Raw genomic sequence first — 16,395 nt, forward strand, 5'->3', positions numbered from 1 at the left:
CGCTGCCGGCCTCGAGGGCAAGACGGGCACCGTCATCACCGCTTAATTTGATGACGCCTCAAGGCCGTCGGCAGAAGTCCGAGGATGTTGACCGTTGCAGGAACGCACCACGGATCGTTCAAAACGGCCTTAGGTGGTCTCGGAGCGGAGAGATTCGCGTAGCCTTCGGATTTGTGGGCGATACTCCGAATCGTTTAATCGGAGCGCCACCGAGCACTCGACTCCGGGATGCCATCCACCTATTCGCGGCAGTGCGTGCGCATGCTCTGCCGCAACCCTTCTAAGCGCTCTCGGGGTGAATCCTCTGATAGGGTTTACCCCGAGGGCCGGCGTTGACGGGTAACACCATACTTCTTCCTTGCGTTGCGTCCCCTCCTCGCGTGATTTCGGACTTCTACGCGTGTGCATGAGCGAGAAGGAAGCATGGTGTTCCTCGTGGAACGTGTTCAGCTGAACGTTTTGCGGGTCTTGGTAGTCGCCCGGAGCTTCTGCTCGGGGCCTCGCATCGTGGCGGTCGGTGGCCCTTCCTATTTTTGCCACCGACTGTGCGAGCGTGAAATGCAGTTTGCCTTGCGACGGAATTCGCCGCTGTCGCATTTTCCATCTGCAGGCAATAGCCCCATCGGTAAAGCGATGGGGCTATTGCCATATTGAAGAAATAGTAATCTCTTGTATGCTTCCGGTTTTATGGGAAGGGGGCATGCGCCGCCTTCGGTGCCTTCCAGAACCGACCGTCGATGAAAAACTATTGCGCATCATGTTAAGCGAGTATAATTCCATGTATGGGGACACGTTGATCACGCATGGAGTGGTGCATATGGAAGATGACATCCATAGGAAACAGAATGACCTGATTCTCAAGCTTTACACTACACCTATGGAAGATTTGCTCGTAACTTGTTGTGATGGTTTGCGGGGGATAATACCTTTCGATCATTCATATACAGCGCTTAACGACCAATCCGATTCGCATAAATCTGCTTTCAACTATCGAAGCACGGATACCGACGACGAACTTACGGCGTTATATGCGAATTACTATCACGCTATTGACTATCTGTCGTGGTTTTACAATCAATGTTTACCCATGACGATTCGCTCAACGGATTTAATGCGACCAGAGGTGATTGAGCAGTCGCGTATTCACCAGGAATGGGAAAGCCGTTTAGGCATTTTCTACACGGTAACAGCTTGCATCGCTGCCGATGATATTCTGTTCGGCACTATTTCCCTTATGCGCTCAAAAGAGCATGGGGATTTCACCGATGAGGAAATGCGCGTGCTTGAAGAAGTGAACGAGCATCTTTGCAGTCGTTTTCGTCTTGTGTACCCAAATGGCGTGAATCGCTTTATGATGGATTGCGATGCGGACCCCATTGTTGCTACGTACTCTCTTTCCCCGCGTGAGTGGGAAGTTGCTTGCTTGCTGGTAAAGGGCATATCGCGAGTAGAGATTGCCGATAAGCTAAGCATCAGTAGAAATACCCTCAAGCGCCATATTGCCAACATCTACCATAAAATGGGCGTTTCGAACGAGATGCAGTTTTTTGCAGCCCTCAATCGAGTCAGAGACGGGGGGGGGTCCTCAAAAGCCGAAAATGACGCTTGGCATTGCTGCGTGATTGGCTGGCGAGATGGACTTTGTTTAGCCTCTTAGGTGTCTGATGTGTGCTTTCGTCTAAGCGTAGCCTGATTCGTTGCTTGCAAATGCAGCTGTCTCGTACTTTACGCGAAACCCTTGGAAACGAAGCCTAATGGTCGCATCGCTTCCAGGGGTTTCGCTATTCGTTGGGTTGTGCGCGGACCCGGATCGCCTTCCGTTTGCGCAAGCCTCCTGTGTTTGCGCGTCTTCCCTGTTCAAGCTCTAGAACTCACCGAAAAAGGAACAGCTGCCGCGCCCGCTTTCCTTCGTGTGGTACAGCGCATCGTCCGCGTCCTTGTAGATGCTGTCGCCGGGATCGGGGCGATCGGCGAATGCGGCGCCTGCGCTCAGCGATACCTGCGGCATGCCGTCGATGGGCTTTGATAGCTCCGTATTCACGAAATCGATCTTCTCCTGGATGGTGTATCGCAGATCGCTGGTCACATCCACCATGATGACGGCGAACTCGTCGCCGCCGATGCGGCACACGAAATCGGTGCTACGGAAGGCCACCTGCAGCAGGCTTGACACGCGCTTGAGCACCTGGTCCCCTACGGCGTGGCCGAAGGTGTCGTTGATGGATTTGAACTGGTCGACGTCGGCCAAGATGAGCGCGAAGTCGTGCTTGCCGTCATTGTGGAGCTTCAGGGCCTTGTCGAACGATCCGCGATTGAGCAGGTCGGTCAGCGGGTCGTGCTCGGCCTGATGTTTGACGACCATGTGCGTGGCCTCGTTTTCCGTGAACACGCGGTTATACGTTTCCGCCAACACTTGCAGCTCGCCGGCGCCCTGCACGGGGAACAGCTGGTTGGCCTTGATGCTGTCGCCGAAGCTTAGCAGGGGTTTCACGACGGCGCGACGGACGAGCGCGCAGATGATCAACGTCAGGGCGATGTATATCGCTATGCATGCCTCGATCGTGCCATAAATGCCATCGAATACGGAAGCGGCGCGGTTTTGGCTGCCTATTGTGGCATCGGTTACCTTAGCGATGCAATCGCTGGTGTGGCTGTTGATGGAATCCTTCGCTTCCTCGTATTTGGAATCAGAGACGAGGTTCTGTGCCTCGTAAATCATGCTGTCGTGCGACGTGCGCGAATCCTCATCGCTGATCTGGCATGATGCGATTTCGGGCCACGGGGAGGGATCGATGCCGTTCGCCTCGCAGATCAGGCGCATGGCGTAGAACTCGGTGTTCATCAGCTCGTTTGATTCGTCCATCGCGGTGCGTAGCGATTCGTATGCGTCGTTTCCCTCAAACCGGCTTTTGAGGTCCGCAAACGCCTCGTCGAACTGCTCGTTGTCGTTGGCCATGGAGAAGTAGCTATCGATATATTCCGGTTTGGCGGTCATGGTGACCAGGCGAACCTGCTCGGTCAGGTAATCCGACCTGTCCTGCATTTGCTGTGCATCGCTTTCGCAGGAGATGTATGCCTCGTTTGCCTGTTGCAGCACCTCGAACTGCGCCCGCCCTTGCCAAAACAGGATGGCGCATGCGATGCCAAGCGCAAGCGTTATCGCGGTGTTTGCGAAGCTGACGGTCTGGACATGGACCCTTCTCATGGCTTTTGCCCCCTCCTGCCGCCTCAGACGGCGTTTTCACAGCAGGTAATTATAGGGCTTATCGTCTGCCATCGGTTAGCGTGGGCAAGGGGGTAACGAAAAATTGTATGCGCATTTTGAAAGCCGAACGCGTCCAGAAAAGAGAAAAGACATGGCGCGCGCCGTCGGTGTGATTCGGGTGCTGGATGAACGCACCTCCGTCCCCTGTTCACGCGTCCCGCCGTCGAATCAGGATGGCCTTGGGTCAAAAAAGGGAAGGGACTCGAATACGAGCCCCTTCAACGCGTGCGGAGATGTAAAACTGCTCTACTTTTCGTGGTATTGCGGAATCTCGGTCCTGTCGACTTCTTCCAGGTTGTGGTCGTACACGTAGTGCTTCGTTTCGCGGGCGATGATGACGGACAGGCCCAGGACCGCGATGCAGTTCGGGATGGCCATGAGCGCGTTCATCACGTCGGCCACATTCCATACCACGGAGCTGAGGTTGGAGACCGTGGCGCTGCCGGCGGCGTCGCCGACCATCATGCAGCCCCAGAACACGAACAGCAGGAACACGATGTAGTAGGGGATGACGGCCTTCTTGCCCAACAGGTAGCTGATGGCGCGGTTACCGTACTGGCTCCAGCCCAGGATGGTGGAGTACGCGAAGGTGACCAGGCCGACCAGCAGCACCAAGGGGCCGAACACGGGGATCTTCTCGAACGCGGCGGTCGCAAGGCCGGCGCCTGAGGAGATGGTGCCGTTGGCGATAGCCGTGGAGAGCTCGGGGTTCGCCAGCAGCGTGGTCATGAGCATCAGGCCCGTGATGGCGCACACCACGACGGTATCCCAGAACGTGCCGGTCATGGAAACCAACGCCTGACGTGCGGGGTTCTTCGTGGTGGCGGAGGAGGCGACCAGCGGGGCGGAGCCCAGGCCGGACTCGTTGGAGAAGATGCCGCGCTTGAAGCCGAACTGCAGGGCCAGGGTGATGGTCGATCCCACCGCGCCGCCGGCGGCGCCTGCGGGGGTGAAGGCGCCCACGATGATCTGGCGGATCGCCTCGCCCAGGAACTGGCCGTTCATGCCGATGATGATCAGGCAGCACACCACGTAGAAGACGGCCATGACGGGGACCAGCTTCTCGCACACCTTGGAGATGGACTTGATGCCGCCCAGGATGACGATGGCCACAAGAGCCACAACCACGGCGCCCACCAGCCACTGCGGGATGGCCTTGCCGTCGATAAGCGAGGTGTTGTACAGCGCATCTGCCAGGGAGTTCGACTGCGTGGAGGCGCCGATGCCGAAGGCTGCCAACGATGCGAACAGGGCGAACAGGATGGCCAGGATGCGGCCGGCCTTCTTGTTCTTGAAGCAGCGCTCGAGGGCGTACATGGCGCCGCCGAGCATCTTGCCGGAGTGATCCTTCACGCGGTACTTCACGCCGATGAACACCTCGGAGTACTTCGTGGCGATACCCAGGATGCCGGTGATCCACATCCAGAAGATGGCGCCAGGGCCGCCGAACAGCAGGCCCGTACCCACGCCGACGATGTTGCCCGTTCCGATGGTGGCGGCAAGAGCCGTGGTCAGCGCGCCGAACTGGGTGATGTCGCCGTCGGCGTTGGAGGGGTCATCCTTGGTGACGGACAGCTTGATGCCGGTGCCGATCTTGCGCTGGATGAAGCCGGTGCGGATGGTCATGAAGATGTGCGTGCCCAGCAGCAGCAAGATCATGATAGGACCCCACACGAAGCCATCGACGGCATCGATGACGTCGAGCGGGCTGGTGGCGGTGGCGATTCCCTCCGCAAGTCCGGTGAACGGCGTGATGAAGAACGATGTAAGGAAATCCTCCATGGCCTTTCCCTTTCCCTATCGGGAAGAGCGCATGCGTTCAGGAGAACCGAACGGGGGAGCGGGTCTCCCTAACGCATACCCTTTCCTCGCGTATATGACAGGGAAAACGCTACCGAAGGCAGTTTACGGAATTGTTTCGATTTGGAAAACGAACGCGTTGCGGCATTAATTGCGTGCTATGCGGCAGGGAAGGGGCGCCTTGAGTATGCCAGGCGGAATGTCCGGCTCCTTTAATGGGTGCTTCTATTGTCGGAGTGGCGCGGTCGGAGCCAATCTTGCCGGCGCTTCCCTAGGTCCTTAGTCGTAGCTATGCGGCGATTGAAATAGACTAAACTAGACTAACGCTTGAATTGTTTAGTCTAGTTTAGCCATCGAATTAGATTATTTGATAAGCTCCCATTTTCCGCCAGATGTTGCTGCGCCGGCTTGAATCTTGCCTTCCTTGCGAAGCTGCTGAAGCAAATAGCTTACATGTTTAGCGCGGCGACTATGGAAGAGATTACCAAGTTCGGATAACGACCCTCGATTAAACCCTTGCTACGCAGCATCTTTGCCTGCTTTGAAGAAGTCGTTCCCGTAAAGCGCTAGTAAACAGCCTGGGGTTCGTGATGCGCTGAGGGCGGCGGCCGTTCGAAAGAAAGGGCAAAAGCGCGGGAGCACCTGGGTGCTCCCGCGCAGTAAGCAGTAAGCAGTAAGCTAGTTCGTCGTGTCGCCTCTTACCTTGTAGAACTGCTGCGGGTCGTTCGGGCCGCTTCCCACCCACTCGAGTTCACCCTTATCTGCAAGTTCGCGTAGGATTCTCGACGCCGTCAGTCTGCCAACTCCTGCGGCCTCTGCGAGTTCTCTGGTGGTGACCCTGCCCCCTTCAGATGCCAGGCGCATCGCGATGGATGTTCGATCCGCGGCGGTTAGGCTCTCTGTTTGAGCGGTCCTTCCTGTGTAGTCGGCCTTGCTTGCTGTGGCGTTTCGCGCGCCCGGCAGATCGAAGCGGACGACGGTTGAGGTGACGGTCTGCTCGAACTTGAACGAAACGCCAGCCGCTTCGCACGTCTCTTTGATGCGGGGTATACCGGTGCCGTACTGCTCGATGACGTCGGCCTTGTAGAGCGCCTCGGCGATCAGCGGGTTGCGGGGATGGAACTCGTTAGCGTCGCCGGAGAGGTGCTTTTCGGGTGAGTCGCCCTCGGGGAACAAGCCCGGGCTGACGATCTCGACGAAGTCCTTGAACACGTTGACCTGCACCGAGGTGCCGGTAGTGTAGTCGCGGTGGCACAGCGCGTTGGCGAGCGTCTCTCGGATGGCCTCGAGCGGGACCTCGGGGACCTCCTGGCGGCGCATGCCGGCCTTGCCGATGACGACCTCGCTGCGGATGTTCCTGACGACGTAGCGCTCTGCCAGATCGAGCAGCTCGAGCATGGGCCCCTGTTCGCGGCACATGTCGGCGATCTGCGCCTTGGTGTTGGTCTTGAACAGGCCGAGCTTCATCCTGGGGCACAGGTCCCTGCCCTCGCAGAGCAGCACGTCGGCTGCATTGGTGAGCGTGCCGTCAGCTGCGATGAGCCTGAGCCTGTCGAGCTCGTTTCGTGCGCTTGTGAACCCGGTGGGGATACGGCCCGCCTCGTTGCCGAGTCTAACGAGGTCGCGCAGCGCCTTCTCGTCGATGTCGGATGCGGGCCTGCCGGACGGCTGGGAGTCCCAGGGGTTGCGGGCGCGGTCCCGCTTGATGATCATCGTGCTGAGCTTGGAGGCCGTCATCGCCTTATTGGACGTCCCGACGCGGATGAAGTACCGGCCGTCCGCCGAGTACGGCCCCTCGACCCCGGCGAAGGCGACGCGGACGTACGTCCTGCCGTCATCCGGGGCAAGGCGTTCGATGGTGGGGGATATGGGCGGCTCTATCTTGTCGGCGATCCAGCCTGCGACCTGCCGAATCGTTGAATCCGTGACATCCTGGCCGATAACGTCGCCGTTGTCCTTGACGCCGAAGTACAGCTCGCCGCCGCCGTGCTTGTTGAGCATGGCGCTGATGGCCTGCAGGGCCTCCTTGTGCTCGCCCGTGGACTTCTTGAACTCGACGATCTCGCTCTCGCTGCCCAGGTTCACCCGCGACTCCTCTTCCGCTTGATTGCATGAGACCACATTATCGACCCAAAAAGAGGAAATGAAAACCGGGAAACAAAAAAGCCGCCCGTTGGGCGGCTTGAACATTTGGTCGCGGGGGCAGGATTTGAACCTACGGCCTCCGGGTTATGAGCCCGGCGAGCTACCAGACTGCTCCACCCCGCAATATGTGACCCGCTTTTCTCGGAACCGAATGTTTCAGAAAAGCTGCAAGAAAGAACTATACGCGTCATCCCGCCGTGATGCAAGCAAATGATTTCCTGTCACAGAACCTTCACAAATGGACGGCACTTCAGGGCGAGCCGTAGTAGCATTATGAGGGCTCCGTAGGTGACGCAACGGCAATGCGATCGATTTCTGTTTGCGATGCTACAACGAAGATACGGGGAACCTTATCAGGCGAATCTGCGGCACCTCTGCGGGCAAACCCGCGGCAAGCCCTATAGACAACGCCTGCGCAGACGCCCCGTCTACCGCTCAGGGAAGATTAGCGCCCGCTGACTTTGACAGGAAAGCAACCTCTTTTTACAATACGGCATTGCTTGCGCGAATTCTGCTAGCGCAATCATTCTGCTAAGGGCTTTCTGCCCGCATCCGACGCATTCTGCTGAGCGTCGATTTCGCCGCGCTTTGACGCGGCTTGCATTGTTTTCCGTTTCGAATGGCGTTTTGGGCGTGTTCTGCCTTGTCGTCCCCGCGGGCCTGCGGTCCGCGCGTGCGCATACGCGACGGAGGATCGAATGCGAACGATTCATCTTTATATATGGAAAGGGACTTCCTTGGATTTCCTCAACAGCAAAAAGGGCTTGGCCCTGGTCGGCGTGCTGGTCGGCCTTGGAATGGCGCTTCTGGCCTTCTCCGGTAACCCCGCCAACATGGCCATGTGCGCCGCGTGCTTCATCCGCGACATGGCGGGCTCCATGAAGCTGCAGACCACCGAGACGGTGCAGTACTTCCGCCCCGAGATCGTCGGCCTGGTCGTCGGCTCGTTCCTGATCGCCCTGGCCACGCGCGAGTATCGCTCCACGGCGGGCTCTTCCCCCATGACCCGATTCGTCCTGGGCTTCATCATGATGATCGGCGCCCTCATCTTCCTGGGCTGCCCGCTTCGCATGGTGCTGCGCATGGCCGCCGGCGACCTGAACGCCTGGGTCGGCCTCATCGGCTTCGTCCTGGGCGTCGCCACGGGCACGTTCTTCCTGAAGAAGGGCTACTCCCTGGGCCGCGAGCATGACACGAACAAGACGGCCGGCGCCGTTCTGCCCGTGCTGCTGATCATCGGCCTGTGCATCAGCGTCTTCGCCGGCGTCTTCGCCGTCAGCCAGGCCGGCCCGGGTTCCAAGCACGCTCCCGTGCTCATTGCCCTGGTGACCGCCCTTGTCATCGGCGCCCTGGCGCAGAAGGTCCGCATCTGCTTCGCCGGCTCCGTCCGCAACATCTTCCTCATGCGCGACTTCGACCTGATGCTGCCCATCGCCGGCCTGTTTGTGGTCATGGTGGTGTTCAACCTGGCCACTGGCGGCTTCAAGCTCAGCTTCGACGGCCAGCCCATCGCCCACTCCCAGCACCTGTGGAACATCCTGGGCCTGTATGCCGTGGGCTTCGGCGCCACGCTGGCCGGCGGCTGCCCGCTGCGCCAGATGACGCTTGCCGGCCAGGGCTCCTGCGACGCCGCCGTCACCTTCGTCGGCATGCTCATCGGCGCTGCCTTCGCCCACAACTTCGGCCTGGCGGGCGTTGCCGCCTCCGCTGCAACCGCCGAGAAGGCCGCCGTCCTGGGCGGTCCGAGCGTTGCGGGCCAGATCGTGCTCGTGTGTTGCATCGTGGTGCTGTTCATCATCGCCATCGTGAACGTGCGCAAGCAGAAGAACGCCGCGTAGCGTATAAGCTGCAAGCGTATTTCCCCAGTTCATTTACCGAAAGGACTTCCAATGATCGAAGTTGACGCCCGAGGGCTCTCCTGTCCCGAACCGGTCATCCTGACCATGAACGCCATGAAGAAGGGCGGCTCCGAGCCCATCAAGGTGACGGTGAGCAACACCGTGGCGCGCGATAACATCTGCTCGCTGGCGAAGAAGCGCAAGCGCACGGCGACGGCGCAGCGCGTCGGCGACGATTTCGTGATCGAGATCGCCTAACCCATGGCGCGGCGGAAGGTGAAGACGGCGGTGGCGTCGTTCCATACCACCACTGACGCGCTCGCCTTCAAGCAGGCGGCCGCAGGCGAGGGCCTTCGCGGCCGCCTTGCGCCCATTCCGCGGCAGCTTTCCGCGGGTTGCGGCATGGCGTGGCTCGAGCCCGAGGCTGCGGCGGAGCTGCTGGATTCGCTGGCGCAGCGCAGCGGCATCGAGCTCGAGCAGGCCGTCGTACTCGAGCTGTAAGCCTCACGTGCCTATATCTATAACGCGTCGAAGGGGCGTGCTTCCGTGTGTGCGGGAGCACGCCCCTTTTTTGCGTTCGCAGTTTTCGGGCTGGATGCCGGGCTTGCCTTGCGCGGTTGTCGTCTTCCGAGCGCTGTTTTGCGTTTGCCATCTTCGCCTCTATCCGCCCCCTCGCAGCGCCCCTATGGCGCGCCCTTTCCCTTCTCCGCCTTCGTACCAGCCGCCGTGCTCGGCCCGCCGTGTCGCCGCCCGCCGTGGCGCGCCTGCGACCGTTGGCGTACAATCGCTCGAAACGGCGGCAAGCCGCGTTCGCAACCATGAAGAAGGGGGCATCATGCAGATCATCACCGATCAGGTTTACGAATTCTCCAAGGACAACAAGCCTTGCGCCACGGCAAAGCCTGGCGAGGTGCTGCAGTTCAACACGCAGGATTGCTTCAGCAACCGCATTCCCGACGAGAACACCACCATGGCCGACCTGGATTACACCTACGGCTTCGCCAATCCCGCGGCGGGTCCCGTTTACATCGAAGGCGCCGAGCCCGGCGACGTGCTGGTGGTCGACATCTACGAGGTGAAGGTGGCCGACGAGGGCACCATCGCCACCGACGACCATTGCGGCCCGCTGTTCGAGACCACCGGCTACCGCACCAAGAAGATCCCCATCAAGGACGGCATGGCAACGTTCAACCAGGTCGGCTTCCCGATCAACCCCATGATCGGCGTCATCGGCACCGCGCCGTCCGGCCCCGACGTCATCGACGGCTTCGTGGGCAGCCACGGCGGCAACATGGACAACAAGAAGATCACCAAGGGCACGCGCCTGTACTTCCCCGTGCGCGTCCCTGGCGCGCTTCTGCAGATGGGCGACGTGCACGCCACCATGGGCGACGCCGAGCTCTGCGGCACCGGCATCGAGATCCCCGCTGAAATCACCGTGCGCGTGCAGCTGGTGAAAGATTTCGAGCTCAACTGGCCGGTGCTCGAGACCTTCGGCCCCGACGGCAAGTGGTACGTGAACTGCAGCGGCACCCACTATGAGCAGGCCCTCATGAACGGCTCGAAGGAGCTGCAGCGTCTGCTGATGCGCGTCACCGGTTGGGATGCCGTGGAAACCTACATGTACATGTCCGTGCAAAGCGACGTCGAGGTGAGCCAGGGCTGCGAGCCGTGCGAGGTCGACGTGTCGCTGCGCATCGGGACGCCGAAGCTGTCCGAGTTCCCCGTTTTGATCCCGCAGCCGTAAGGTCGTTCAGCCGCAGGTCCCGCAACCGTAGGCGCCGGCTGGTCGGTTTGCGGGCTGCGACGATCGTTTGCGGCGTCGGGGCGCAATCCGGTCAAACGGCAAGGCCTGGCCGGATTGCGCTGCGCAACGAGCGAAACCCAATGCGTTCGCGCAACCGTTTATCGCCGTAAACCTACCGTTCGCCTTAGTTAGCAGACGTGAAAATACACGCCTGTCTCGCTGCTGTTGATTTCGGAATCTCATGCAAAATGCCCGGTTTCCCCAGGAAATCGGGCATTTTTTGCGTCTTGGACACGTATAGGGCCGCCTTTCAACGCCAAAATCATGCACGACGGCGCTAGGAATTGCCATATCCACTCTACTCCTGCGCTTTAACGTGCTAAAGTACGGGCTATTGCGTAGAGCCGGGAATCGCGCTTCTGGCCCTGCGCAATGCTTGTTTTCCCCGCAAGAAAGAGAGGAAAGGGAAATGGCAGAGCAAAAAGCTCCGGCGAAGGGTAACGCCGGGGACAACATCGAGCAGTTCGGCTATAAGCAGGAGCTGCGCCGCGGGATGAGCCTTTGGGACGTGGTGATGTACGGCGTCCTGTTCATGGTTATCATCGCCCCGCAATCCATCTTCGGTTCCATTCAGCTGAACAGCCACGGCATGACGCCGCTGGTCTACATCATCGGCTTCGTGGCCATCATGTTCACCGCCATGAGCTACATGCGCATGTCCGGCCGCTTCCCGATCGCCGGCTCCGTGTACTCCTACGTGCAGCGCGGCATCAACCCGCACGTGGGCTTCATCGCCGGCTGGCTGATCCTGCTGGACTACATCCTGGTTCCGTCCCTGCTCATCGTCATGGTCATGAACTGGGGCACCGCTCTGATCCCCAACAGCCCGGCATGGCTGTGGGCTGTGGTCTTCATCGCCTTCAACACGTTCGTGAACATCCGCGGCATCCAGATGAGCCGCGGCGTTGACTGGGTCATCTTCGTCATCGAGGTCCTGGCCGTCATCGCGTTCATCGCGCTCGGCTGCAACTTCATCATGGGCGGCGGCGGCGCCGGTGCCTTCGTGCTCGACCCGATCTATCAGGAAGGCCAGGTCGACGCCCACTTCATCGCTGCCGGCATCTCGCTGGCCGCGCTTTCCTTCCTGGGCTTCGACGGTATGTCCACCCTGGCTGAGGAAACCCACGAGCCCGAGAAGAACATCGGTCGCGGCATCCTGATCGCCCTGTGCGCCATCATCGTCGTGTTCGTCGCTCAGACCTACATCGCCGCCATCGTGCAGCCCGACTGGGCCAACACCGACCCCGACATGGGCTTCTTCGATTCCGTCATGCTGGTGGGCGGCCCGGTCTTCTACAAGATCATGCTGGTCATCAACATCATCGCCATCGGCATCGCCAACATCATGAACGCCCAGATGGCCTCCTCGCGCCTGCTGTTCTCCATGGGCCGCGACGGCGTTATCCCGAAGGTATTCGGTAAGGTCCACCCGAAGTATCAGACCCCCTGGTTCTCCGCCGTGTTCCTGGGCGTGGTCACCCTGTGCTTGTCCATCCCCATGGGCGACAAGATGACCCAGCTCGCCGGCCTGGTGAACTTCGGCGCCCTGGCCTCGTTCATCCTGCTGAACTTCGCCGTGTTCCTGTTCTTCTTCATCCGCGAGAAGAAGCGCAACACCTTCGGCGACATCGTGAAGTACCTGATCTGCCCCTGGATCGGCATCGGCATCCTGGTGTACGTGTTCACCGGCTTCGAGACGATGACCTACATCGTCGGCGTCGTGTGGCTGATCATCGGCCTGATCGTCGGCGCCGTGAAGTCCAAGGGCTTCAAGGAGGTCCCCGAGGCGTTCAAGCACCTCGAGGTGTAGCCGGCGTCTCCCGCTTGCGCGTAGGGCGGTTGCCCGCCGCGTTCGCGAAACGTTACAACATGGCAACGCCGTTTGCGCGAGCGGCGTTTGCGGAAGCCCTGCGGCGATTGCCGCGGGGCTTCTTGCTATACTGGGGATAAAGCCTGATGGGGAAGGGTCCGTGGCCCTTGCGCGTTGAGCTGCTTCAGCAGCTCGCGGAACACGTGCGACACGCGGGGATGCGGATGCGAGGTTGCCGGGGGTGTGCGGCCGTCGGCGTCGCGTTCGGTGCTCGTCGCAACGCGCTGCGCCGCCTTGCCTTGCCAGGTTCAACCGGTGAAAGAAGGGGGTTGCAATGCTCTACGATGCCGTTATGGTCCCGTTCGATGGGTCCGATTCCGCTTGTGCGGCGCTTGACGAGGCCGTGCGCTTCGCGAAGGAGGACGCCGGGCTTGCACTGCACGTCGTCCAGATCGTCGACCTGGAGCGAACCGCCGTGGCAAAGCTCGAGGCTCGTGGTGTGGATTTGACCGAAAGCGTCGTCCCCATGGGCATGCAAGAAGCCATGGAGGAGGCGACGGAGGAGGCATCCGAGCGCCTGCATGCGCAGGTCGACGGGGTGATCCGCCCGCTCATGAACGAGAAGCGCGTCTGCCTGCTGCCCGAGGTGCACCCGGGCGACCAAATCGTGAAGTACGCGCAGGAGAACGGCTGCGGACTCATCATCATGGGCAGCCGCGGTTTGGGCGCTCTGCGCGGCATGCTGGGCAGCGTGAGCAGCTATGTGCTGCGCGAGGCCCAGGTCCCCGTGCTGGTGGTGAAAGCCCCCGAGGACGAGGAGTAGGCGGCGAAGCTGTGCGCCGGGGCGGTTCCTGGGCGCGATGGTCTCGGCTCTAGGGAGCGCCCTCTGCGGCTCTCGGGTGTGACGGCTGCAGCGGTTGAGCGCGCGCCCATGCGGCCCCTGAGGGCTGCAACGCCATGATGCGAGCCTATGGAGAAACGGCGAATGCCCACTCGTTCGCCCGAAAAGTTGCATTTGCCCCTTGCGAAACGGCAGGCTCTTCGGTATAGTTCATATTCGCGCTTCGCAAGAAGCCGTGTGCCAACGTGGCTCAGCTGGTAGAGCAGCGCTCTCGTAAAGCGCAGGTCACCGGTTCGAATCCGGTCGTTGGCTCCACGAATGTACGCGGGCCGGGCAGAAATGTCCGGCCCGTTTTCTTTTTCTCGAAATCACTCCCAAATAAAAAGCGCGGTGCCGGTCCCATGCGATTTCCTCGCACAGGGCCGGCACCGCGCTTTTGCGCTCGCTCGCAGGTCGGGGCGCTTCGGCGCTCGCTCACGTTCGCCTTCAGCCTGACGGCCTTCGCGTTCGCCAGCGGGCTTAGATGATTTCGCGCCCGCCCGCATCGGCAATCCGCCGCTACTTGGCTCCCAGCTTGTCGCACATGAAGGCGTTCGCGGCCTTCTCCGGTGCATCGTCGAGCGGAGTCAGCTCAACTAGGGGCTGTCCGGTTCGCTTGGCGTTGCGCTCAAGCGCGCGGGCCAACAGCCAGTCCGCGATCTGCGGGTTCTTCGCCAGAAGCGGGCCGTGCAGGTACGTGCCCAGCACGTTCTTGTAGCGCACGCCGTCCTGCTTGGTCTCCTCGTTGTTGCCCAGGCCCGTGTTCGAGACAACGGTGCCGAACGGCTCCACGCCCTCGTCGAGGTAGGTGCGGCCTGCGTGGTTCTCGTAGCCCACCACGGGCTCGTCGGCCAAGGGGCTGCGCAGCGCGATGTTGTTCACCAGTCGGTCGCCCGAGGTGCCGGGGCGTCCCGTGGTCATGCCCACCAGGCCCAGACCGGGCACCTTCTCGCCGTCCACCAGCCACTCGCGGCCCAGCATCTGGTAGCTGCCGCAAATGGCCAGCAGCGGGCCCATGTCCTGCACGTACGCGTCAAGCTGGTCGCGCATGGCCACGATGTCGGCGCTGGCAAGCTTCTGCTCGCGGTCGGGGCTGCCGCCCATCATGATCAGGTCGACGCCGGAAAGGTCGATGGCGTCGCCGTGGTTCACGCGGCGGACCTCCGCGGGGATGCCGCGCCATGCCAGGCGCTGCTGCAGCACGCGCACGTTGCCGCCGTCGCCGTACAGGTTCAGCAGGTCGGGGAACAGGTGCGCGATGACCACGGGGCTTTGACCGTTCGCCGCATCCTCGCCGGCCGGCGCACTGCCGCCTTGGATTCCGAAATCGCGCGGCGCGGGCGCCTCTCCCGCGGCAGGCTCGACTTCGCCGCCTGCGGCCACGGCTGCGTCCAGCGCGGCCTTGCACCCCGGCAGCGACGTGTAGTTCGCGATGATGTACGCGCTCACCTCGCGCGGCTGCTGCGCGATGCGCTGCAGCAGATCGTCGGCGTTGTCAACGGTTTGGGCGTCTATGCCGGCGTACTTCAGGCGCACGGCCATGTCGCGCCCGCGGATGCCTCCGGCGTATGCCGTCAGCGGGCCCGCCTGCGCCAGCTCCTCGAAGTCGATGTCCCACAGCCACGAAACGTCGCGTCCGTCGGCCTCCTTGTCGTTGATGAAGAAGGCCACCACCTTCGGCGCCTGGTCTTGCGCCACGATCTTGAGGTTCTGGTTGAAGCCGGTGGGGTTCTTCGCCAGGTTCAGCAGGACGCGGCGGCCGGCAAGGTCGTAGGTCTGCAGGCGTCCGTTTTGCGGGTCGAACGCATCGACGGCCTTCTGCAGCGCCTCGTTCGTACATCCCAGCAGGCTTGCGGCCACGCTCACCGCGGCCAGGTTGTACACCATATAGGCGCCGCTGAAGCGCGCCGTCACCGAGAACGCCCCTTCGCGCCCGGCATCGCCGGCGCCGGGCTTGGCAAGCGAGAACGCCAGCCCGTCAACTCCCAGCTGCACGTTTTCGGCGGCGAAGTCGAGCACAGGGCGCGCGAAGCCGCAGTTCGGGCAGCGCCATTCTCCCAGCTGGCCGTATTGGCGCCAGTCGTATTCGAACATGGTGGAGCAGTGCTGGCACATGGTGGCGTCGGAAACAGTGTTCTGCGCCAAGCCCATGCTCTCGGCCACGCCGAAGGCGATCGATCGTGTGCCCTCGCGGCCTGGCAGCTGCCCGGCGCGGTCGGCGATGGAGGCGCACAGCGGATCGTCGGCGTTGTATACCAGCACGGTTTCAGGCGAGCTGCCCAGCGCCTTGACGATGCTGTCCTGGATGCGGTCGATCTCGCCGCAGCGGTCAAGCTGGTCGCGGAACAGGTTCAGCAGCACCACGTAGTTCGCGCGCAGCTGCGGCAGGATCTTCGCCAGCCACAGCTCGTCGCACTCGAACACGCCCCAGTCGGCCTTGCCGACGTGCAGCAGCGCCGTTGACACGCCCGAATCCAGGTTCGCGCCCGTGCGGTTGCAGACGACTCGCTGGCCCGACGTCTCAAGCACGTCGGCAAGCAGGTTGGAAACGGTGGTCTTGCCGTTGGTTCCCACCACGCAGACGCTTCCGCGCTCGAGCTTGCCGCGCAGGTGCGCGATAAGCTGCGGGTCCACGTACAGGGCCATTTTGCCCGGGAAGTTCGCGGCGGGGCGGTGGAACACGTTTTTCAAGCCCCAAGTGGAGACGCCGCTGACGGCGCGGGCGGCGGTGAATCTCAATCCCATGGTTTCCTCGCTTATCTTCGGAAATGCATGCGCCCAGTATATCCCGCGCTCGGGCGGTCGCCGCGCACTGCCGCCTTTCAACGTTAAAACACGAGAAACTTTCCC

11 protein-coding genes and 2 tRNA genes are annotated in these 16,395 nt (G+C 61.3%); 8 read left to right on the forward strand and 5 right to left on the reverse strand.

Translation table 11 applies throughout. From position 1 onward, the window contains the following. Window positions 1-817 precede the first annotated feature (817 nt). Window positions 818-1,657: a LuxR C-terminal-related transcriptional regulator gene (locus RDW26_RS05745; RefSeq protein WP_307982869.1), complete on the forward strand. Its 840-nt coding sequence runs from the start codon at window positions 818-820 to the stop codon at window positions 1,655-1,657. Window positions 1,658-1,864: 207 nt separating this feature from the next. Here RDW26_RS05745 and RDW26_RS05750 read toward each other — a convergent pair whose 3' ends face one another. The 4 genes from RDW26_RS05750 to RDW26_RS05765 form a co-directional block, all read right to left on the reverse strand. Beyond that, window positions 1,865-3,205, reverse strand: coding sequence for a GGDEF domain-containing protein (locus RDW26_RS05750; protein WP_307982870.1), 1,341 nt, complete (start codon window positions 3,203-3,205; stop codon window positions 1,865-1,867). 306 nt (window positions 3,206-3,511) lie between these two features. Then, window positions 3,512-5,047 (reverse strand): amino acid carrier protein, encoded by a 1,536-nt coding sequence (locus RDW26_RS05755; protein WP_307982871.1) that lies wholly within the window; start codon window positions 5,045-5,047, stop codon window positions 3,512-3,514. A 696-nt stretch (window positions 5,048-5,743) separates the two neighbouring features. Then, entirely contained in the window at window positions 5,744-7,150 is a 1,407-nt protein-coding gene (locus RDW26_RS05760) for an RNA-binding domain-containing protein (RefSeq protein ID WP_307982872.1), read from the reverse strand. Between the two features lie 106 nt (window positions 7,151-7,256). Next, window positions 7,257-7,333: transfer RNA gene (locus RDW26_RS05765), tRNA-Met, on the reverse strand. A 614-nt stretch (window positions 7,334-7,947) separates the two neighbouring features. Between RDW26_RS05765 and yedE the strand changes: the two genes are divergently transcribed. From yedE to RDW26_RS05800, 7 genes are all read left to right on the forward strand, one after another. Next, window positions 7,948-9,048, forward strand: coding sequence for a YedE family putative selenium transporter (gene yedE, locus RDW26_RS05770; protein WP_307982873.1), 1,101 nt, complete (start codon window positions 7,948-7,950; stop codon window positions 9,046-9,048). 51 nt (window positions 9,049-9,099) lie between these two features. After that, window positions 9,100-9,306: a sulfurtransferase TusA family protein gene (locus RDW26_RS05775; RefSeq protein WP_042432096.1), complete on the forward strand. Its 207-nt coding sequence runs from the start codon at window positions 9,100-9,102 to the stop codon at window positions 9,304-9,306. An 18-nt stretch (window positions 9,307-9,324) separates the two neighbouring features. Next, a complete protein-coding gene (locus RDW26_RS05780; protein WP_294362827.1) occupies window positions 9,325-9,549 on the forward strand; it encodes a DUF3343 domain-containing protein in 225 nt (74 codons plus the stop codon). A 334-nt stretch (window positions 9,550-9,883) separates the two neighbouring features. After that, window positions 9,884-10,795, forward strand: coding sequence for an acetamidase/formamidase family protein (locus RDW26_RS05785; protein WP_307982874.1), 912 nt, complete (start codon window positions 9,884-9,886; stop codon window positions 10,793-10,795). Window positions 10,796-11,264: 469 nt separating this feature from the next. After that, entirely contained in the window at window positions 11,265-12,665 is a 1,401-nt protein-coding gene (locus RDW26_RS05790) for an APC family permease (RefSeq protein WP_307982875.1), read from the forward strand. Window positions 12,666-12,999: 334 nt separating this feature from the next. Further along, window positions 13,000-13,488, forward strand: a complete 489-nt coding sequence (locus RDW26_RS05795; RefSeq protein WP_294382658.1) for a universal stress protein — start codon at window positions 13,000-13,002, stop codon at window positions 13,486-13,488. Window positions 13,489-13,745: 257 nt separating this feature from the next. Next, window positions 13,746-13,821, forward strand: a tRNA-Thr gene (locus RDW26_RS05800). A 243-nt stretch (window positions 13,822-14,064) separates the two neighbouring features. On the opposite strand, the gene RDW26_RS05805 is transcribed toward RDW26_RS05800, so the two are convergent. Beyond that, a complete protein-coding gene (locus tag RDW26_RS05805; RefSeq protein WP_307982876.1) occupies window positions 14,065-16,290 on the reverse strand; it encodes a MurT ligase domain-containing protein in 2,226 nt (741 codons plus the stop codon). Window positions 16,291-16,395 lie beyond the last annotated feature (105 nt).

Source organism: uncultured Senegalimassilia sp., from assembly GCF_902464545.1.
In the GTDB taxonomy this organism is placed as follows: domain Bacteria; phylum Actinomycetota; class Coriobacteriia; order Coriobacteriales; family Eggerthellaceae; genus Senegalimassilia.